The organism is Agrobacterium sp. ES01, from assembly GCF_050320885.1.
Lineage (GTDB): Bacteria > Pseudomonadota > Alphaproteobacteria > Rhizobiales > Rhizobiaceae > Allorhizobium.
In genome coordinates this window covers 1508836-1528750 of sequence record NZ_JBNQTH010000001.1, presented here as the reverse complement: position 1 = coordinate 1528750, position 19915 = coordinate 1508836, and the positions used below count along the sequence as shown (strand labels likewise).

Below are 19915 nucleotides of genomic sequence, written 5' to 3'. Positions count from 1 at the left end.
TGGTCAAAGCCCATGTGACGGTTTATAGAGCCGCGTGTTTTGCCCTGGCAGACCGGTCGTGAAATATTGTGAAGGAACAGCTCTTGAAACCCGATAGCAAAATGGGAAAGTCGTTGGACTCCCAGGGTATCAGCGTCGTTCTGAAGCGCGTCATTGCAGAAAATGGCCGCGATCACTGGAAGTCCTATGCGGTGGCGATTGTCTGCCTTGCCACAGTGGCCGGCACAACGGCATTTACCGCATGGATCATGGAAAGCGTGGTCAATGAGGCGTTCGCCAACCAACGTGCAGACATTGTCTGGATGATTTGTGCGGGCATCCTCGGGGCATTTATCCTGCGCGGCTTTGCCAGCTACGGCCAGGCCGTAACTTTGGCCAAGATCGGCAATAATATCGTCGCCCGTTATCAGCGTCGGCTCTTCAACCATTTGATGACCTTGTCTGTCGGCTATTTCAGCGAGGCGCGCTCCTCGCATCTTGCGGCGCAGATCAGTCAGAATATCTCCGGCATTCGTGACGTGCTAAATCTGACAGTGACGTCGATGGCGCGCGATTTGCTGACGCTCGTCGCACTTGTTGGCGTCATGGTGGCCAAGGATCCTGTGCTGAGCGTAATCGTCTTCGTGGTTGCGCCGCCGATGCTTCTCGCCCTGCGCTATATCTCCAGGCGCCTTCGTCAGGCCACCCGCGATTCCGTGATGTACAACAGCCGTGTACTTGGCGCGATGCAGGAAACGGTGCAGGGAATAGCCATCGTCAAAGCCTTCACGATGGAAAAGGAGCTGACCCGTAACGTGGATGGGATCATCTCCACGGCCGAACGCCAGTCCAACCGGATCACGCGCCTGTCCGAACGTACCTCGCCGATCACCGAAACATTTGCCGGTTTTGCGATCTCCAGCGTGCTTGCCTATGCAGCCTTCCGCTCGATCTATGGCGGCGTCATGCCGGGAGCGTTCTTTTCCTTTATCGCGGCGTTGCTGATGGCCTATGAGCCGGCAAAGCGTCTGGCAAAGCTGCAGATCTCGATGGAACGTGCGGTCGTGAATGCCCGGATGATCTATGAAATCCTCGACATGGAGCCCCATCAGCGTGACAAGGACGGTGCGGCAGATCTCGTGGTCGACCAGGCGCGCATCGAATTCAAGGGCGTCAGGTTCGCCTATTCCAGCGGCGATGATGTCCTGAAGGGCGTCGACTTTGTTGCTGAGGGTGGCAAGACCACGGCATTGGTTGGGCCATCCGGGGCCGGCAAGTCGACGATCATCACATTGATCCCGCGCTTTTACGATCCGAAGGGTGGCGAGATCCTGATCGACGGTCAGAACATTGCTGATGTTACCAAATCGTCTTTGCGTCAGCATCTGGCCTACGTCTCCCAGCAGCCTTACTTGTTTGAAGGCACCATTCGCGACAACATCCGCTACGGCCGCCAGGAAGCAACCGACGCTGAGATCGAAGCGGCGGCCAAGCAAGCCTATGCCCATGATTTCATCCTGGCGCAGCCGCAAGGTTACGATACGCCCGTTGGCGAAAATGGCGTGACGTTATCCGGTGGCCAGCGTCAGCGATTGTCCATCGCGCGTGCACTGGTGCGTAATGCTCCGATCCTTCTTCTGGATGAGGCAACCTCTGCACTCGATACAGAATCAGAAGCCGCGGTGCAGAAAGCACTGGACGAGGCCATGGCCGGCAGAACGGTCGTCGTCATCGCCCACCGTCTTTCGACAGTGGTCAAGGCGGATAAGATCGTCGTCATGGAAAACGGCCTGGTGGTGGAGCAGGGTGCCCATGGCGAACTTGCGCAGCGCGAGGGCGGGCTCTACGCTCGACTGAACAATATGCAGGACACGGCAGTCGGCAATAAATTACTATTGGGAGAAGAGGCCAGTTCATGAGTGAAGCGATGAAGCTCGTCGTGGTCGGTGCATCGGGTCGCATGGGTCAGGCGCTGATCCGGATCATTCATGAGACGGATGGCGCGGTCGTTCACGCCGCCATCGAACGTCCCGGTGCAAGCTGCCTCGGCCAGGATGCTGGCGAACTCGCCGGCCTCGGTCCCATTGGCGTGAAAATCACGGATGATCCATTGTCCGCCTTCGTCGCTGCTGATGGCGTGGTCGATTTCACCGTGCCGGCTGCGAGCACGAAGTTTGCCGCCCTTGCCGCCCAGGCCCGCATTGTCCATGTGATCGGCACCACCGGCTGTCATCCTGACGATGATGCCAAGTTTTCGGCCGCTTCGCGCCATGCCCGCATCGTCAAATCCGGCAATATGAGCCTCGGCGTCAATCTACTCTCGGTCCTCGTCAAGCAGGCTGCCAAAGCCCTTGATGCCGCCGGCTGGGACATTGAGGTCGTCGAGATGCACCACAAGCACAAGGTCGATGCACCGTCCGGTACCGCGCTTCTGCTCGGTCAGGCCGCAGCCGAAGGTCGTGCGATCGATCTGTCGGACAATTCGGTCCGCGTTCGCGACGGCCATACCGGCCCGCGCGAAGAAGGATCGATCGGTTTTGCCACCTTGCGCGGCGGCTCCGTCGTCGGTGATCATTCCGTCATTCTGGCCGGCGAAGGAGAAATGGTGACCTTGTCCCATTCCGCCGGCGATCGGACGATCTTTGCCCGCGGTGCCGTGAAGGCGGCTTTGTGGGCGCGCGATAAAAAGCCCGGACTTTATTCCATGCTCGACGTGCTCGGGCTTTCCTAACTCATCCCTGCGGAGGATTATTGATATGAGCGGTACCCTCGTTCTCGTTCGACACGGCCAAAGCGAATGGAATCTCAAGAACCTCTTTACCGGTTGGCGTGATCCGGGCCTCACCGAGCTCGGAGTTCAGGAAGCCAATGCCGGCGGCAAGGCACTTGCAGATTACGGCATCAAGTTTGACGTGGCCTATACATCTGTACTTTCGCGTGCGCAGAGAACTTGCCAGATCATCCTCGACAATGTCGGTCAGCCTGATCTGGAAACCATCCGCGATGAAGCACTGAACGAGCGCGATTACGGTGATCTGTCCGGTCTCAACAAGGATGATGCCCGCGAGAAATGGGGTGAGGAGCAGGTTCACATCTGGCGCCGGTCCTATGACGTCCCCCCACCTGGTGGCGAAAGCCTGCGTGACACCGGTGCACGTGTCTGGCCCTATTTCATGACTGACATTCTTCCGCGCGTCCTGCGTGGCGAAAAGCTGCTTGTGGCAGCCCATGGGAATTCCCTGCGGGCATTGGTGATGGTGCTGGACCGCATGACCAAGGAAGAGATCCTCAAGCTCAATCTCGCGACCGGCGTGCCCATGGTCTACAAGCTGAACGCTGATTCGACGGTCGCTTCCAAGGAAGTGCTGGGCGACATGTCAGCCGCACACTGAAGTTTTTTTGCGATCACCCGCTGCTGACGGTCAATTGCACGCGATCGGCAGGAAAGCGGGTGATCGAATACTGGACTGGCCGGCCTTCGAGGTCGACATTGCTCGCCTTCGTCACCAATGCGATCGCGCCCGGTGACAGTTTCAACAGGCTGGCATCCCCGGCATCCGCATGGGTTGCCGAAATTTCCGTATTTTGCCGCACATAGTCCATCAGGCCGCAAATCGCAAAGGCTTCGGTGATCGACCCTGTCTTGCCATAGGCTTCATCGATACCGGCGAAGCGAGGCAGCGGAAACCAGCTTGTCGAGACGGATACAGGTCGGCGATCGGCTTTCCTGACCGTCTCAATCCGTAGAACATCGGTCTTGACACTGATTTGTAGTGCTGTCGCGATCTCTGCACGCGCAGGCTCGACACCGGATGCCAGCAGCAGTCCCTCAAGATCGCTGGCCTGAGCGCCAATTCCAGCCGTAAAGCGCGTTCGCCGCGAGATCGGAAAGCTGATGCGCTGACGATCTTCAATCAGCGTTCCACGACCTTGAACGGCGCGGACAATTCCCTCCTGCCCCAGTGCAGCAAGGGCGCTTCTAATGGTGTGCCGATTGACGCCGAAGGTGTCTGCCAGAACCGTTTCGGGCGGCACCATGCCCGTTGTGTCATAGTCACCTTCTACAATGGATGTGCGGATACGGTCGGCGATCTGTCGCCAAAGGGCCACGCCGCTTTGCCGCTGCACGCGATTTGCATCCGTCATGTCACACTCTTGTCATTCTGAAAAAGTACATCAATAGTATGTTGTACGGTTGTCTATATTAATAGACATTTAGAGGCAAGTGAAAATGAACTCAGCAGTCAAGAGTGACGGCGTTGAAGCGGAACGGGCGCACAAGCGAGCCTGTGATCTTCTCGCCAACGCCACCATGAGTGAACTTCAGCAGGCATGGGCTGCCCATGAGCCCAAGCCCGATGTCACGCCGCTGCGTGGCCCCGAGACCGGTCTGGTCATGGTTCGCGGTCGGATTGGCGGCGGAGGCGATCCCTTCAATCTGGGAGAGATTACCGTCAGTCGTGCGTCGGTGCGGCTGGACTGTGGTTCGGTTGGTCATGGGCAAACGCTTGGGACCAGTCGTGAAAAATCCCGACTGGCCGCCATCTTCGATGCTCTCTGGCAAAGGCCGGACCTGCAAGAAGAGATAGAGCGCAAATTGCTTCTCCCTGTCGCCGAGAGACTGGCCGCGGAAGATCGGAAAAAAGCGGAAGAGACAGCGGCAACGCGCGTCGATTTCTTCACCATGGTTCGCGGAGAAGACTGATGGATTTGAAGGCAGATGCCCTGACCGGGGGCTTTTCCGAGCCGGTCTTCCATGCCCAGAGCGTCTTCCGAATGTTGATGGACTGCATGGCTCGCCCTGGCAAGATAGAGACCATCACTCCTGAGATCGCGCCACCTATGCCGCTGGGCGCGGCGGCTGGTGCTGTGGCTCTGTCACTTTGCGATCACGACACGCCTGTCTGGCTCACATCGGGTTTGTCAAAATCGACCGCAGGGGAATGGATCCGCTTTCACACCGGCGCAGCGCTCACACGTGAAAAATCGGAAGCGCGCTTTGCCTTCATGGAAGCCGGCGCCGCACTCACGCCATTTGGTCTTTTTGCAGCAGGCAGTCAGGAATATCCGGATCGCTCCACCACGCTGGTTATCGAGGTGGCCAGACTCGACGGAGGCCAAAGCCTAATTCTGACCGGTCCGGGCATCAAAGAAACGACCGTGATTGCACCGCGCGGTCTTCCGGAGATGTTCCAGCGCCAATGGGGCGAAAACCGCACGCTCTTTCCGCGCGGCATCGATGTTGTGCTGACGTCCGGGCGCAGTTTCCTTTGCTTGCCCCGGACCTGCAAGATGACCGTCAGGGAGAATTGAAGGATGTATGTAGCTGTAAAAGGCGGCGAGGCGGCAATCGAAAATGCCCATCGTCTTCTGGCCGACCGTCGTCGTGGAAACCGCTCGCTCCCGGCCCTCACCATTGATCAGGTCATTGAACAACTGGGTCTGGCCGTGGACCGCGTGATGGCCGAAGCCTCGCTTCACGATCGCCGTCTGGCAGCCCTTGCCGTCCGTCAGGCGAGGGGGGACATGATCGAGGCAATCTTCCTGTTGCGGGCCTACCGCACCACACTGCCGCGTTTCGGTTATTCCAAACCCATCGACACCGGTACGATGTTTGTGGAGCGCCGTGTTTCGGCAACTTACAAGGACCTGCCGGGCGGCCAGCTTCTGGGCCCGACATTCGACTATACCCACCGGCTTCTCGATCCCGCACTTCTGGAAGACGAAGAGGTGCCAGCCGGCGCAATGCGGCCGACAGACGCGGAACCCGTCATGCGGGTTTCGGAGATCCTCGCGCAGGAAGGCTTGATCGAGGCGGATGGAACGATGCCGGAAGAGCATGTGCCGGGTGATATCACCCGCGAACCGCTGGAATTCCCCATGGCGCGGGACATCAGGCTCCAGGCACTCGCGCGCGGCGATGAAGGCTTTCTGCTGTCGCTCGCCTATTCCACCCAGCGGGGTTACGGCCGCTCACACCCCTTCGTGGGTGAAGTTCGCATAGGTGAGGTTGAGGTGGAACTGGACGTTGCAGAGCTCGGCTTTTCCGTGTCGCTTGGTCGTATCCGTGTCACCGAATGCCAGATGGTCAATCAGTTCAAGGGGTCGTCCAAGGCACCGCCTCAGTTTACCCGCGGATATGGTCTGGTCTTTGGCCAGAGCGAGCGCAAGGCCATGGCCATGTCGCTGGTCGATCGCGCCTTGAGAGCAGGGGAGTTTGGCGAAGATATCGTGGCGCCCGCGCAGGACGAGGAATTCGTGATTTCCCACTCCGACAATGTGCAAGCCACAGGCTTTGTCGAGCATCTGAAACTGCCACATTACGTGGATTTCCAGGCTGAACTCGATCTCGTGCGCCGCATGCGCCGCGAACACGATGCGCGCCAAAGACCGGCGGATGACGGGGAACGGGCAGAGGCCGCGGAATGATCGAGGGTCTGTCGCATATTACCCTGATCGTTCGGGATCTCGACAGCATGGGCCAGATCCCGGAACAGGTTCTGGGCGCAAAGGAAGTCTACCGCAGCGGGGACAAGCAGTTCTCGCTCTCACCGGAGCGTTTCTATCTGGTGGGGGAAATCTGGGTCGCCGTGATGGTCGGCGAGGTTTTGGCGGAGCGCACGTATAATCACATAGCGTCCAAGGTGCCGGATGATGCGCTTGACGGCTATCTGGTCCGCATCGAAGCGCTTGGCCTGGACGTCAAGCCATCGCGTTCACGCGTAGAGGGTGAAGGCCGGTCGATTTATTTCTACGACCACGACAATCACCTGTTCGAACTCCATAGCGGCAGGCTCGATGAGCGGCTGGCGCGCTATGCGCGGGAGGTCGCAGCGTGACGGGATTTGTATTTTTACTTCCGGCTGAAGGCATACCAGCCGGCGCTTCCGATCGTGCTGACAATCATGACACCCATGACGAGGGTAAGAATGGTTGCGATATGCATGGCGTAAATCTCCTTTTGCATTGGGATAACGTGCAATGAGCCAAGAAGTTTCCGCCCCCGACCATGCCCATGACGGGCTTGCCGAATATAATTTCGCCTATCTGGACGAACAGACCAAACGAATGATCCGTCGCGCGATCCTCAAAGCGATCGCCATTCCGGGATATCAGGTCCCTTTTGCCAGCCGCGAAATGCCCATGCCATACGGCTGGGGAACTGGCGGTGTCCAGGTAACCGCGTCCATTCTCGGGCCGGATGATCGCCTGAAAGTCATCGATCAGGGCGCCGACGATACCACCAATGCAGTCTCGATCCGTGCGTTCTTTCAGAAGGTTGCCAATGTCGCGGTCACCACCCGCACACGGGAGGCAACGATCATCCAGACGCGTCACCGCATTCCCGAAGAACGGTTAAGCGAAGGCCAGGTGCTGGTTTATCAGGTTCCAATACCCGAGCCGCTGCGCTTTCTGGAGCCGCGCGAGACGGAGACACGCAAGATGCACGCGCTTGAGGAATATGGCCTGATGCATGTGAAACTCTATGAGGACATCGCCCGTAACGGTCATATCGCCACGACCTATGCCTATCCGGTCAAGGTCAACGAGCGATATGTCATGGACCCGTCGCCCACACCGAAATTCGATAATCCGAAAATGCACCAGTCCGAGGCACTTCAGCTGTTTGGCGCTGGCCGTGAAAAGCGTATTTATGCGGTGCCGCCCTACACCGAAGTCGTTAGCCTCGACTTTGAGGATCACCCGTTCACGATCCAGAAATTCGATAAACCCTGCGCGCTTTGCGCCGCGGAAAATGTCTATCTCGATGAGGTCATTCTCGACGATAAGGGCGCGCGAATGTTTGTCTGCTCCGACACTGATTACTGCGAGGAACGCCAGGCAGAGGGACATGTCGGCCACATGCTGGCACCGAGCAAGGAGGCCGCGCAATGAGCGATTTGCCGCTTCTCAAGGTGCGCAATATTTCCAAGTTCTACGGAAGCCGCATCGGCTGCAACAATGTGTCATTCGATCTCTGGCCGGGAGAAGTTCTGGCCGTGGTCGGTGAGTCGGGTTCGGGTAAGACGACGCTGCTGAACAGTCTTTCGACCCGTCTGATGCCGACGACCGGCTCCATCGAATATCATATGCGCGATGGCTCCTACCGTGAACTCTACCACATGAGCGAGGCCGAGCGCCGCTTCCTCATGCGCACCGATTGGGGCTTCGTGCACCAGAACCCGGCGGACGGACTGCGCATGACGGTATCTGCCGGCGCCAATGTCGGCGAAAGGCTGATGGCCGTTGGTCAGCGCCATTACGGTAATATTCGCGAGACGGCCGGCGAGTGGCTCGAGCGTGTCGAGATCAATACCGACCGCATCGACGACCAGCCTCGTTCCTTTTCGGGTGGCATGCGTCAGCGCCTGCAGATCGCCCGAAATCTGGTAACCGGACCTCGGCTGGTGTTCATGGATGAACCGACGGGTGGTCTCGACGTCTCTGTTCAGGCGCGTCTGCTCGATCTGGTTCGCAACCTTGTCAACGATCTCGGTCTGTCCGCCATTGTCGTCACCCACGATCTCGCTGTCGCCAGGCTTCTGTCGCATCGCATGATGGTGATGAAGGACGGCAACGTGATCGAGGAAGGCCTGACCGATCGTGTTCTGGACGACCCTCGCGCGCCTTACACCCAACTGCTCGTCTCCTCCATTTTGCAAGTCTGAGAACAGGAAAACCGCCATGGCTACGCCTCTCGTCGTATCGGAAGTGTGCAAAAGCTTCACCATGCATCTGCGCGATGGCATCCGTCTGCCGGTCGTCTCGAATGTGTCTTTCTCTGTTGCTGCTGGCGAATGTGTCGTTCTGGGTGGCCCATCCGGTATCGGCAAGAGCTCGATCCTGAAAATGTTGTTCGGCAATTATGCTGTAGACGGCGGCCAGATCCTCGTCTCGCGCGATGACAGCATCATCGATATAGCCACTGCCGATCCGCGCACGATTCTAGAAGTGCGTCGCCAGACGATGGGCTATGTCAGTCAGTTCCTGCGCACGGTCCCGCGTGTTTCTGCCGTCGATATCGTCGCCGAACCGCTTTTCGCCCGCTCTGTTCCAATGGATGAAGCGCGTGCGCGTGCCTGCGACCTGCTGTCGGCCCTCAACTTGCCGCAAGCACTGTGGCAACTTCCGCCAGCGACATTCTCCGGTGGCGAGCAGCAGCGCGTCAATATCGCCCGTGGCTTCATCACCGATCACAAGATCCTCCTGCTTGACGAACCAACGGCATCACTCGACGCGCAAAACCGAGCTGTTGTCGTCGACATGATTCGTCGCAAGAAGCGCGAGGGCGTGGCCATGCTCGGCATCTTCCATGATGAAGAAGTGCGCGAAGCCGTTGCCGATCGCATTATCGACGTCTCCGCTTTCTCGCCGCGAAAGGCCGCCGCATGAGCCGCAAACTTGGGGTCGAGCCGCTCATCCATCCGACCGCTTCCGTCAACAATTCCAAACTTGGCCGTTATACGGAAGTCGCGGATCGTTGCCGGATCGATGAAGTGGTCATCGGGGACTATTCCTATGTCATGCAGGACGGCGGCATCTGGTGCGCCGAGATTGGCAAATTTGCCAATATCGCGGCATCCGTGCGCATTAACGCCACCAATCACCCGACATGGCGTGCCACACTTCATCACTTCACTTATCGCGCCGCCGACTATTTCGAGGGCGCCGATATGGACACGGATTTCTTTGCCTGGCGTCGCGAAAACAGGGTGGCGATCGGTCACGACGTTTGGATCGGCCATGGTGCGACTATTCTCCCTGGCGTCACGGTTGGCAATGGTGCCGTCATCGGGGCAGGTGCTGTCGTCTCCAAGGACGTCGCGCCATACACTATCGTGGGCGGTGTGCCAGCCAAACTCATTCGCGAGCGCTTTTCCCGCGAATTGGGTCAAGCGATGAACGCGCTTTCCTGGTGGGACTGGGAGCATGACCAGTTGCATGCGGCCCTGGACGATTTTCGTCATCTCTCCGCTGAAGAATTCGTCGCCAAATATTCCTGAAGATCGTTTAACTTCAATTGCTTAGCCGTTGTCATGGAACTGTCATCCCTCTGACATTCACGCTTCATCAATCATCGTTAAAGCCTTGGGTGACTTGTGGACGTCATCGAAAGAGCGATTATGCGATTTAAGCTTGATAATCTTACCCGGCAGTTCGGACGCAATACGGCAGTGGAATCCGTTTGTGTGGACATTCCGTCGGGCCAGATGGTCGGGGTTATCGGGCGTTCCGGTGCGGGCAAATCGACGCTTCTGCGGATGATCAATCGATTGATCGATCCAAGCTCAGGTTCGATATATTTCGGTGATACCGAGGTTTCGTCCCTGCGCGGTGCGGCCTTGCGCGACTGGCAGCGCGATTGCGCAATGATCTTCCAGCAGTTCAATCTGGTGCCGCGCCTCGATGTGTTGACCAATGTCCTGCTGGGCCGCCTCAATCATCGCCCGACTGCGCTCAGCATTCTCAACATGTTCAGCCGCGACGAACGCCTGATGGCAATTGCTGCGCTCGAGCGACTTGGTATCGAGCAGACGGCTTTGCAACAGGCGGGCACACTTTCGGGCGGTCAGCAGCAGCGCGTGGCAATCGCTCGGGCATTGATGCAGGCACCCAAGATGGTGCTCGCCGACGAGCCGATTGCCTCGCTGGATCCGCTCAATGCGAAGATCGTCATGGACGCACTGCGTGATATCAACCAGCGCGAAGGCATTACCGTCATTACCAACCTGCATACGCTCGATACCGCGCGCAACTACTGTGAGCGCATTATCGGCATGGCCCAAGGCCGCGTTGTCTTCGACGGTACGCCTGATGAGCTGACGATAGGGGCCGTGCGTGAGATCTATGGCTCTGACAGCACCGGTGCCGAAATCGACGAGCGCATGACTTCGACCAGTATCAATGCGCCAGCCGTGCAAATCCCTGCCGGCGATTCCCCATCAGTTGTGCGCAAGCCCCTCGTTGCCGCAGGGGTCTGACGCACGCGCAGATCGTACACCCGCGTCAAGGGTAGCCAAACACGCCAAAATCCGGCGCGACCGGAAAAACAGGAGAGAACCCATGTTGAAGAAGACCCTTCTTGCCGCTGTCGCGCTTGTCGCGCTTGCCAGTGGTGCAGCCGCTGAAGACCTCAAGGAATTCCGTATCGGCATCCTTGGTGGCGAAAACGAAGCCGACCGCCTGCGCAACTTCCAGTGCATGGTCGACACGCTTCCCGCCGTTCTCGGCGTTGAAAAAGTGTCGCTGTTCCCGGCCGCCGACTATGACGGCGTGATCCAGGGCCTTCTCGGCGGCACACTCGATTACGCCGAACTTGGCGCATCCGGTTACGCCAAGATCTATCTGGCCGATGCCAAGGCTGTTGAGCCTATCCTTACAACCGTCCAGACCGACGGCTCCATGGGCTATCACTCGGTCATGGTCGCTCGCAAGGATTCGGGCATCACCAAGCTGGAAGACATGAAGGGCAAGAAGCTCGGCTTCGCAGATCCCGACTCTACCTCGGGCTACCTCGTTCCGACCGTAACACTTCCGGAAGCCGTGGGCGCTCCCGTTAAGGAATTCTTCGGCGAAACCGGCTTTGGTGGCGGTCACGAGAACCTCGTTCTCGAAGTCCTCAAGGGCACATTTGACGCCGGCACAACCTGGGCCTCGGGTGTTGGCGATTTCAAGGACGGCTACACATCGGGCAACCTCCGCAAGATGGTCGACAAGGGGATCCTCAACATGGACGACCTCGTTCAGCTCTGGGAATCCCCATTGATCCCAAATGGCCCGATCGTCGTTCGCAGCACCATGAATGACGACATGAAGTCCAAGTTCAAGGCATTCATGGTGGACCTGCCGAAGTCTGACCCGGAATGCTTCGCAGCGATCCAGGGTGGCGACTATACCGGTTATGCCGAAGTCAACGTCGATTTCTACAAGCCGATCATCGACGCACGCAAGGCAACCATCGGCGGTTGATAGCCGGCTAATTCAAGGGGACGCCGAATGCGCTCGCGCATTCGGCGGCTCTATTTCTTTAGCCCTGCATTCATTCGCGGCTTACAGCGGACCACCATAGATGAGCTCAACCACACTAAAGCCTGTTCTCAGTGAACGAGGTGCTGTCGTCGAACGCCACTGGCAAGAACTGGCCCGCGGCCGCCGGCTCTACACCGTAGTGTCTTTGCTGTTTCTGGCCTTTGCGCTGGGTGGCTCGCTTTGGTTTGCTAATGAGACGAATTCGGGCAAATTCCTCGACAGGCTTCCGCATTTCTTTGATTTCATTGGCGATCTGTTGCCGCGTGATCCACTGGAAATCTGGCGGGCCTTGTTCGATCTTCCGTCGCCCTACTATGACGGCAGTCTGCAATATAATTATCCTGAGGGCCGGTACTACATTACCCAGAGTCTTTATATCCCGGAATATTTTTACAAGATGACCGAGACGCTGAATATCGCGCTCCTCTCGACCATCATCGGATCTATCTTCGGCTTCCTGCTGTCATTCCTGGCCGCCAAGAACCTGACGCCAAATCCCTGGATTCGAGGTCCGGTGCGGCGGTTCATGGAAATCCTGCGTGCCTTTCCGGAAATCGTGCTGGCCGGCTTCTTTCTGGCCATCCTCTCTCTCGGACCCATCCCTGCCATCATCGCTGTCACGATCCACACCATTGGAGCGCTTGGAAAGCTGTTCTTCGAGGTCGTCGAGAACGCGGACATGAAGCCGGATGAGGGGTTGAAGGCTGTTGGTGCCACCTGGGTCGAACGGGTCTGGTTCGGAATGGTGCCGCAGGTCATGCCGAATTTTGTCAGCTATTTCCTGCTGCGGCTCGAGATCAACGTCCGCGCTTCGACGATCATTGGCGCCGTTGGCGGCGGCGGTATCGGCGAACAGCTTCGCCTGTCCATCAGTCGCGGCCACGAAGCAAAGACGCTCGCGATCGTATTGCTGCTGTTTGTCACCATCATTGCCGTGGACAACCTGTCCGCCATGCTCCGCCGAAAGCTTGTCGGCGAGCAGGCGTTCCAGGCCGTGGCCTAGGACGTCGCCATGAACACGCTCAGCGCCTCCGATATGGAAGCCATCGCCTCCCGTCACCCGCATCTGCTCACCACCTCGCTGTGGCAACGGTTTCGCTTTGCCATCATTGGCGGCGCAACGGTGCTTTACATCATCTTCTGCTGGTGGTTCTTTTCCATCGGCGCTGTTCTCGGCTCTGCCAACTGGGGCATTGCCGGCACATACCTTGCCGATTGGATCTCCTATGAAGAGCGGCCTGACATCTCCATTCACAAGGATGGTACGATGCAGATCGAGTTCTCACGCTACGATCCAATTGGCCCAAATCCAAATCCCGACTGGATCACCGCCAGACGCGAAACCCTCACGCGCACTATCGAGATCCCGGCAAGTGCCGCTCCTCAGACCAAGTCGACGTCATCCTTCAGCTTCGTTGCTCCCAGCAATGCCGGCGATCAGTCCGCGGAAAGCACCAAGGCGAGTACCGAGACCCGCAAGGAAGAAGTCGTAACCCACGCGGTCGTGGATATGAACGCGACCGACAGGATTGAACTTGCCCCGCCGACAATCACTGTGGCTCGGGGAGATGAGCGTCTCGAAGTCTCGATTGGCAGCGACGGCGTCACGGCATTATCGCCCTTGCCCGAATGGGCCACACAGCGCGCACCGGGCGCAAAAGTCATGCTGGCATTCGGCTTTTCGGGCTGGGCCGAGATCCGTGACGACGCTGTTCTGGTTCACAAACGCTATCTCGGTTGGGAAGGCTTCTTCTTCGACATCAGCTCGCCATTTTTTGGCAAATCCTTCGGCGAAGTCTTCACACTGATCAGGTCAGGCGAGCGGATCAATGCGAACCAGAGCAACCTCTCTCTGGCGGTAGACAATTTCCTCTACAATCCATCCTGGCAGCATCTCGATGTCTGGACCAAACTGCTCCAGACCATCGTCATGGCTTTTGTCGGCACACTCTTTGCCATGGTGGTTGCTTTCCCGCTCTCCTTCATTGCCGCGCGAAACATCACCCGCAACAAGCCGGTCAACCAGTTGGTGAAGCGCTTCTTCGACTTCCAGCGGTCGGTTGACATGTTCATCTGGGCGCTGTTCTTCACCCGCGCCTTTGGTCCGGGACCTCTTGCCGGGATTTCTGCAATCTTCTTCACCGACACCGGCACGCTCGGAAAGCTCTATTCCGAAGCGCTGGAAAACATCGACGACAAGCAGCGCGAAGGTGTGAAGTCGGTCGGAGCCTCGCCCATCGCCGTTCAGCGGTTCGGTGTCCTGCCGCAGGTGCTCCCGGTCTTCGCATCGCAGGCGCTCTATTTCTGGGAATCCAACACCCGCTCGGCCACGATCATCGGTGCAGTCGGCGCTGGTGGTATCGGTCTCAAGCTCTGGGAAGCCATGCGCACCAATGCCGACTGGGAAAATGTTGCCTATATGGTGGTGTTGATCCTCATTGTCGTGTTTGTATTCGACGCGATTTCCAATGCGCTGCGGACCCGGCTGATGGGCAATCGCCGTCGATCTTGAGAACCAGACCCTGGAGCTGCTGCTGTGATCGCTGCACAATGAAAATGACCCTCTCGGAGAATACATTTGAGATACGCTATCTATTTCACCCCGCCGGCTGAAGCGCCTTTAACCCGCGCCGCAAGCAACTGGTTGGGGCGCGACGCGTTTACCGACGCGACGATCGCGCAGACGGCCGTCGAGGGAATTTCTCCGCAAAGATTGTTGGAACTGACCGCAGATCCGCGTCGCTATGGATTCCACGCAACCTTGAAGGCGCCATTCGAACTCGCCAGCGGCCAGACTGAAGCGGATCTGCTTGCTGCATTTTCTGCCTTTTGTGCCAAGCAGTCTGCTTTTGAGATACCGAAAGCAGTGATTGGACAACTCGGAAAATTTTACGCGCTTGTGCCCGAGGAAACCTATCAACCGTTACAGGATTTCGCCTCGGCTGTTGTGCAGGTTTTCGAGCCGTTCCGGGCACCGCTATCCCCGGAAGACATGGCACGGCGAAAGCCGGAGAAGTTGTCCCAAGCTGAGCGTAACAATCTTGAGCGTTGGGGCTATCCATATGTATTCGATGCGTTTCGCTTCCACATGACGCTGTCGGGCCAGGTGCCCGAGGCCGAGGCTCCGGCCGTAGGGGCAGCTTTGGATCGCCACTTCGCGGGCCTTGTGCCAATGCCGCTTGCCGTCAATGGCCTCGGCCTTTTCCGCGAGGAAACCAGAGGCACTGCCTTTACCGTACAAACCTGGCTGCCGCTTGCTGGCGCCTGACTGACTGAAAGACCCTGACCATGTCCGCCGAATTGCTGCTTACAAATGCCCGCATCGTCCTTGAGGATGATATCCTTCACGGGTCCGTTCTGATCCGAGATGGAAAGATTGCCGATATCTCCGAAGGCCCGATGGCGAGCGGCGAAGATCTGAATGGCGACTATCTCATTCCGGGCCTGATCGAGCTTCATACCGACCATCTGGAATCGCATTATTCTCCGCGCCCGGGCGTACGCTGGCACAAGACTTCGGCCATTCAGGCCCATGATGCCCAGATCGTCACCTCCGGTATTACCACCGTATTCGACTGCCTGCGTATGGGCTCTGACGAAGATGGCGGTTTCGAAAAGGGCGAGATGCGCGACATGGCCGATGCCATTCAGGCGGCCGAGCGAGACGATCGCTTGCGGGCCCAACATTTTATCCATCTTCGCTGCGAGGTCGCCTCCGACAACGTGCTGGATCATGTGGCGGATTTCGAAGCGGACCCTCATGTCCGGCTCGCGTCGCTGATGGATCACTCCCCAGGCCAACGCCAGTTCCAGACGATGGAGCAGTACACGCTGTACTACAAGACCAAGCGGGGCCTGACCGATGAGGCTTTCGCCCGTTTCGTTGAAAGCCGTCTTGCGCTGTCAGCACGCTATTCCACGGCCCACCGGGATAGTCTCGCCACCATGTGCGCGCAACGAGGTGTGACTGTCGCAAGTCATGACGACGCGACGCTTGCGCATGTGGAAGAAGCCAAGGGACATGGGGTGAAGCTCGCTGAATTTCCGACCAGCCTTGAGGCAGCCGAAGCCTCGCATAAGGCAGGCATGAGTGTGCTGATGGGTGCGCCCAATGTCGTTCGCGGCAAGTCCCATTCTGGCAATATTGCTGCCCGCGATCTGGCAAAACTCGGTGTCCTCGACGTTTTGTCGTCTGACTATGTGCCACTCAGCCTCATGCACGCGGCCTTCGTCCTTGCCGATGAAATCGACGGTATATCGCTGCCAAAAGCGCTTTCCATGGTAACAAGCACGCCAGCCAAGACAGTGGGCCTAAATGATCGTGGCCGCATCGCAAACGGCCTTCGGGCGGACCTCGTGCGCGTGCGCCATGATGAGGGTGTGCCTGTTGTTCGCTCTGTGTGGCGCGAAGGCCGGCGGGTCGCCTGATGGACCGTCAAGGTGGGCATAAGACGCAACAGGCACTGGGCACACTGGTTGCAGTGGTCGGTCCGAGCGGGGCGGGTAAAGACACGCTGATGAACCTGTCAGCGCAGCATTTCGCCGACCGGCAGGACGTCCATTTCGTTCAGCGCGTCATCACTCGCCCTCATGATTCCGGCGGTGAAGATCACAGATGCGTCACCTGTGACGAGTTTGACGAGATGCGGCAGGCCGGGGCCTTTGCCATCGACTGGAATGCCCATGGCCTCAGTTACGGCATTCCGGCATCTGTGCGCGAAAAGCTGGCACTGGGTCATCTTGTTGTCGCCAACGGTTCCAGATCCGTGCTGGACCGCTTTGCAGGGACCTTCTCGCCATTCGTCGCCGTTAACGTCGTTGCAAGCCCCGACATACTGGCAAGCAGGCTTGAGGCGCGTGGACGTGAAAGCCGGGAAGATATCCTGCGGCGTCTTGCGCGCGGTTCGCTGGAGATAACGGGTGCGTTTGATGTTGTCACAATAGACAATAGCGGTTCGCTTGATGACGCAGCCGCGCGCATGAACCAGACCTTGAGCCGCTTCCTCAACGACTAACAGGTCAAACGGTTTTTCCAATCCGCTCAACGTTCGAGAGCATGCCTTGCGCGTGAAGAAGTGCAGTGCCAGCCGCCTCAATCATTTGCGGCAGCACCATCCATTCCAGTGTCCAGGCAGCCCCCGAGCGCTCCTGCTCGTGTATGAGTGCCTGATGGACCGCAGACACTTGCACTGCATTGAAGCGCGCGAGCGCGACCAGCACCTCGGCACGAACAGGGTTCTGCTTGTGCGGCATGGCCGATGATCCGCCGCCGCCGGAGATTGCGATCTCCTGTCTATCGCTTTGTGCCATCAACGCAACGTCCTGTCCCAACTTTCCAAGCGCGCCGGTCAATCGCGCAAGCCAGTTTGCCAGATCGGCAAAGCGACCCCGGTCAGCATGCGGAACATAGTTTGGCATCGAGAGCCCGAGGATGATCGCAAGGCTCTGACGCACCTCCGCGATCTTGTCCCCGAATTTTTCCGACGTGCCGGCGGCCCCTGCCAGAGAGACAATAAGAGCTTCTCTCTGGATCGTATGGAGTTCGGCGGCAACACGAATGATCGATTTGCGCCAGACTCGAAGGCGGTCGCCAGCGGCAATCTCTATGGCTGCCTGCATTCGGGTTTGTGCCATGACCGGCTTATGCTCGAACCGACGCAGAAGGTCATCGAATGTTGCATCGAGTTCGAGCAGTCGTCCTTCGAACACGGCAAGAACGGCCTTCAGCTTAAGTGCCAGCGCCGTATCGATCACGTCTTGGCTGGTGGCTCCGAAATGAACGGAAGATCCATGGGAACCGGCTGCCGCACGCAACTGCTTGACCAGTTCCGGCACCACGACCCCGTCCTTGAGGGTGGCTTCGCTGAGTTTGGCCACATCTGGCTGAAAGCTCTGGAGGCTGCTGTCAATTCCGGCCGCGGCCGCGGGCTCGATCAGTCCGTGCTCGGCCTCCGCCTTTGCCAACCCCCGTTCGAAGGCAATCATCGCATTGATGTCAGCTTCGGTTCCCATGAGGCTGACAACGTTGGCATCGCCGAGCAACTGGTCGAGATAGGCAAGCGACGAAAGCGCCATGAGCAATTCATCTCCATTGGCATTGAAGACAGCGCGTCGAAAAGCGCGCTGTCTTGAATCAGATATCGAAGAAGATCGTTTCTTTGTCACCTTGAAGATGAATGTCGAACGTGTAGGTGTTGCCGTCCTGACTGGCGATCAGTGTCGCCACTCGCACCTTGAGCTCGATACGGCTGAGCACAGGATCGACGGCATTCGCGTCTTCCTCGTCGGGGAAATACATCCGCGTCTGAAGTCCCAGATTGATACCGCGGGCCACCACCCAGAAGGTGATATGCGGCGCCATGAGACGGCCATCCTTGAAGGGAACCGGGCCAGGTTTGATCGTCTTGAACACGAATTCCCCGGTTGCCATGTCGCCGGGGCAGCGCGCCCACCCGAGAAACTCCGGATCCGCCAAGCCACGAGTTTCCGAAGGGCTCTGGTAGAGGCCTTGGGCATCGGCCTGCCAGATTTCGATCAGGGCATCCCGAAGGGGTGTGCCAGACCCATCATAGACGAAGCCGCGTACGGTGATGCGCTCGCCCTTGGTCTTGTCATTGTAGAGCGGTCCAGATCCGAGATCGGTATCGAAGACGCCCTCAATTCCGGAAAAGTTGGGCGTGCAGCCAATATGCACATAGGGGCCGGCGGTCTGGGAAGCGGATTCCTTCAGATATCCAAGCGATTGAACCATCTCAATTACCCTCCTTCCGGTTTTCAAACAGTGTGGAGCGACGTCCGCGCAGAACGATATCGAATTTATAGGCACGCAGATCGTGTGGGATCGTGGATGCCATGTCGAGAGGTGCGATCAGCTGCTTGATTGCTTCCTCATCAGGGATCGTCTTAACGATAGGACACCGCCAGATCAGCGGATCACCTTCGAAATACATCTGCGTGATCAGGCGCTGGGCAAAGCCATGCCCGAAGACGGAGAAATGGATGTGCGCCGGTCGCCAATCATTGACGCCATTTGGCCATGGATAGGGTCCGGGCATAATCGTCTTTAGCCAGTAAGAGCCGTCTTCATCTGTGATGGTGCGGCCGACGCCACCGAAATTGGGGTCTAGCGGCGCGAGATATGTCTCTTTCTTGTGGCGATAGCGTCCACCGGCATTGGCCTGCCAGAACTCCACAAGTGCGCCAGAAACGCCTCTGCCACGCTCGTCAAGCACGCGACCATGGACCATGATGCGCGGGCCGATCGGCATTTCGCCCGGCTTGGCGTAGTTCATGATCAGATCGTTATCGAGCTCGTTGAGGATGTTGTGGCCGAAGACAGGGCCGGTGATTTCGCTCTTGGTGCCTTCGAGAGAAATAAGCGCCCGCTGCGGCGAGCGCAAAACAGTGGTCTTGTACCACGGCGTATAGGCCGGCGGATGCATCTCCAGGTCACGGGCAAAGAATGGTCCCGTTTCCGGTTTAGAGTTTCTCATGTCTCCTCCTCCAAGGTCTGTGCATCGTCCATCTGCTGCAAAGTCGCCTTCACGATCTTGATCGCATGATTGGCGGCAGGCACTCCGGCATAGATTGCCACATGCATCATTGCCTCCATCAGGTCCTCTTTCGTGGCACCCGTGTTGGCAGTTGCACGCACATGCATGGCCACTTCGTCATGATGGCCTAGAGCCGCCAGAAGGGCGATGGTCACCATGGAACGCTCACGCTTGCTCCAGTGGGGACGAGACCAAACATGGCCCCAGGCGGCCTCTGTAATCAGATCCTGAAACGGTTCGTCGAAACCTGTTTTGGCCTTGGTCGCCTGATCGACATAACGGTCACCCAATACACTGCGACGTGTCGCCATGCCTTGCTGGAACCGTTCGGATTTCTGCTGTTCTGCCATCTA

23 protein-coding genes are annotated in these 19915 nt (G+C 58.1%); 18 read left to right on the top strand and 5 right to left on the bottom strand.

The genetic code is table 11. The features are described from left to right. Positions 1-101 precede the first annotated feature (101 nt). From ACQQ2Q_RS07535 to ACQQ2Q_RS07525, 3 genes are read left to right on the top strand one after another with little or no spacing between them, the layout of a single operon-like run. Complete coding sequence (locus ACQQ2Q_RS07535) at positions 102-1898, top strand: ABC transporter ATP-binding protein (RefSeq protein ID WP_428186385.1); 1797 nt, start codon at positions 102-104, stop codon at positions 1896-1898. Next, positions 1895-2710 carry a 4-hydroxy-tetrahydrodipicolinate reductase gene (gene dapB, locus ACQQ2Q_RS07530; protein ID WP_428186384.1) on the top strand — a complete coding sequence of 272 codons (816 nt, stop codon included), beginning with the start codon at positions 1895-1897 and terminating at the stop codon, positions 2708-2710. The genes ACQQ2Q_RS07535 and dapB overlap by 4 nt, the downstream gene beginning before the upstream one ends. Before the next feature lie 25 nt (positions 2711-2735). Further along, positions 2736-3371, top strand: a complete 636-nt coding sequence (locus ACQQ2Q_RS07525) for a 2,3-bisphosphoglycerate-dependent phosphoglycerate mutase (RefSeq protein ID WP_428186383.1) — start codon at positions 2736-2738, stop codon at positions 3369-3371. Between the two features lie 13 nt (positions 3372-3384). On the opposite strand, the gene phnF is transcribed toward ACQQ2Q_RS07525, so the two are convergent. Further along, on the bottom strand, positions 3385-4125 hold the full coding sequence (gene phnF / locus ACQQ2Q_RS07520) for a phosphonate metabolism transcriptional regulator PhnF (RefSeq protein WP_428186382.1): 741 nt from the start codon (positions 4123-4125) through the stop codon (positions 3385-3387). A gap of 85 nt (positions 4126-4210) precedes the next feature. On the opposite strand from phnF, the gene phnG reads away from it, so the two are divergent. From phnG to phnN, 15 genes are all read left to right on the top strand, one after another. Continuing rightward, positions 4211-4684 (top strand): phosphonate C-P lyase system protein PhnG, encoded by a 474-nt coding sequence (phnG, locus tag ACQQ2Q_RS07515; RefSeq protein ID WP_428186381.1) that lies wholly within the window; start codon positions 4211-4213, stop codon positions 4682-4684. Then, a complete protein-coding gene (gene phnH, locus ACQQ2Q_RS07510) occupies positions 4684-5292 on the top strand; it encodes a phosphonate C-P lyase system protein PhnH (RefSeq protein WP_428186380.1) in 609 nt (202 codons plus the stop codon). Before phnG ends, phnH begins: the two co-directional genes overlap by 1 nt. A 3-nt stretch (positions 5293-5295) precedes the next feature. Continuing rightward, positions 5296-6408 (top strand): carbon-phosphorus lyase complex subunit PhnI, encoded by a 1113-nt coding sequence (locus ACQQ2Q_RS07505; protein ID WP_428186379.1) that lies wholly within the window; start codon positions 5296-5298, stop codon positions 6406-6408. Continuing rightward, positions 6405-6818 carry a FosX/FosE/FosI family fosfomycin resistance hydrolase gene (gene fosX / locus ACQQ2Q_RS07500; RefSeq protein ID WP_428186378.1) on the top strand — a complete coding sequence of 138 codons (414 nt, stop codon included), beginning with the start codon at positions 6405-6407 and terminating at the stop codon, positions 6816-6818. Before ACQQ2Q_RS07505 ends, fosX begins: the two co-directional genes overlap by 4 nt. A gap of 142 nt (positions 6819-6960) precedes the next feature. After that, positions 6961-7875, top strand: a complete 915-nt coding sequence (locus ACQQ2Q_RS07495; RefSeq protein ID WP_428186377.1) for an alpha-D-ribose 1-methylphosphonate 5-phosphate C-P-lyase PhnJ — start codon at positions 6961-6963, stop codon at positions 7873-7875. After that, a complete protein-coding gene (gene phnK, locus ACQQ2Q_RS07490; RefSeq protein ID WP_428186376.1) occupies positions 7872-8648 on the top strand; it encodes a phosphonate C-P lyase system protein PhnK in 777 nt (258 codons plus the stop codon). The genes ACQQ2Q_RS07495 and phnK overlap by 4 nt, the downstream gene beginning before the upstream one ends. A gap of 16 nt (positions 8649-8664) precedes the next feature. Beyond that, positions 8665-9372, top strand: a complete 708-nt coding sequence (gene phnL / locus ACQQ2Q_RS07485) for a phosphonate C-P lyase system protein PhnL (protein ID WP_428186375.1) — start codon at positions 8665-8667, stop codon at positions 9370-9372. After that, the gene (locus ACQQ2Q_RS07480; RefSeq protein ID WP_428186374.1) at positions 9369-9983 is read left to right on the top strand and encodes a DapH/DapD/GlmU-related protein; all 615 of its coding nucleotides are present in this window, start codon (positions 9369-9371) and stop codon (positions 9981-9983) included. Before phnL ends, ACQQ2Q_RS07480 begins: the two co-directional genes overlap by 4 nt. Before the next feature lie 120 nt (positions 9984-10103). Next, positions 10104-10961, top strand: coding sequence for a phosphonate ABC transporter ATP-binding protein (gene phnC / locus ACQQ2Q_RS07475; protein ID WP_428186373.1), 858 nt, complete (start codon positions 10104-10106; stop codon positions 10959-10961). Positions 10962-11043: 82 nt separating this feature from the next. Continuing rightward, positions 11044-11949, top strand: a complete 906-nt coding sequence (phnD, locus tag ACQQ2Q_RS07470; protein ID WP_428186372.1) for a phosphonate ABC transporter substrate-binding protein — start codon at positions 11044-11046, stop codon at positions 11947-11949. A 100-nt stretch (positions 11950-12049) separates the two neighbouring features. After that, positions 12050-13012 (top strand): phosphonate ABC transporter, permease protein PhnE, encoded by a 963-nt coding sequence (gene phnE, locus ACQQ2Q_RS07465; RefSeq protein ID WP_428186371.1) that lies wholly within the window; start codon positions 12050-12052, stop codon positions 13010-13012. A 9-nt stretch (positions 13013-13021) separates the two neighbouring features. Further along, complete coding sequence (gene phnE / locus ACQQ2Q_RS07460) at positions 13022-14521, top strand: phosphonate ABC transporter, permease protein PhnE (RefSeq protein WP_428186370.1); 1500 nt, start codon at positions 13022-13024, stop codon at positions 14519-14521. A 66-nt stretch (positions 14522-14587) separates the two neighbouring features. Then, positions 14588-15277: a DUF1045 domain-containing protein gene (locus tag ACQQ2Q_RS07455; RefSeq protein WP_428186369.1), complete on the top strand. Its 690-nt coding sequence runs from the start codon at positions 14588-14590 to the stop codon at positions 15275-15277. Positions 15278-15297: 20 nt separating this feature from the next. Further along, positions 15298-16437, top strand: coding sequence for an alpha-D-ribose 1-methylphosphonate 5-triphosphate diphosphatase (locus ACQQ2Q_RS07450; protein WP_428186368.1), 1140 nt, complete (start codon positions 15298-15300; stop codon positions 16435-16437). Further along, positions 16437-17024: a phosphonate metabolism protein/1,5-bisphosphokinase (PRPP-forming) PhnN gene (gene phnN / locus ACQQ2Q_RS07445; protein ID WP_428186367.1), complete on the top strand. Its 588-nt coding sequence runs from the start codon at positions 16437-16439 to the stop codon at positions 17022-17024. Before ACQQ2Q_RS07450 ends, phnN begins: the two co-directional genes overlap by 1 nt. A 4-nt stretch (positions 17025-17028) precedes the next feature. Here phnN and ACQQ2Q_RS07440 read toward each other — a convergent pair whose 3' ends face one another. The 4 genes from ACQQ2Q_RS07440 to pcaC are packed head-to-tail and all read right to left on the bottom strand — an operon-like array spanning position 17029 to position 19912. Further along, the gene (locus tag ACQQ2Q_RS07440) at positions 17029-18084 is read right to left on the bottom strand and encodes a 3-carboxy-cis,cis-muconate cycloisomerase (RefSeq protein ID WP_428186366.1); all 1056 of its coding nucleotides are present in this window, start codon (positions 18082-18084) and stop codon (positions 17029-17031) included. A 58-nt stretch (positions 18085-18142) separates the two neighbouring features. Then, complete coding sequence (gene pcaG / locus ACQQ2Q_RS07435) at positions 18143-18760, bottom strand: protocatechuate 3,4-dioxygenase subunit alpha (protein ID WP_428186365.1); 618 nt, start codon at positions 18758-18760, stop codon at positions 18143-18145. Position 18761: 1 nt separating this feature from the next. After that, a complete protein-coding gene (pcaH, locus tag ACQQ2Q_RS07430; RefSeq protein WP_428186364.1) occupies positions 18762-19502 on the bottom strand; it encodes a protocatechuate 3,4-dioxygenase subunit beta in 741 nt (246 codons plus the stop codon). Further along, complete coding sequence (pcaC, locus tag ACQQ2Q_RS07425) at positions 19499-19912, bottom strand: 4-carboxymuconolactone decarboxylase (RefSeq protein ID WP_428186363.1); 414 nt, start codon at positions 19910-19912, stop codon at positions 19499-19501. The genes pcaH and pcaC overlap by 4 nt, the downstream gene beginning before the upstream one ends. Between the last annotated feature and the right edge of the window lie 3 nt (positions 19913-19915).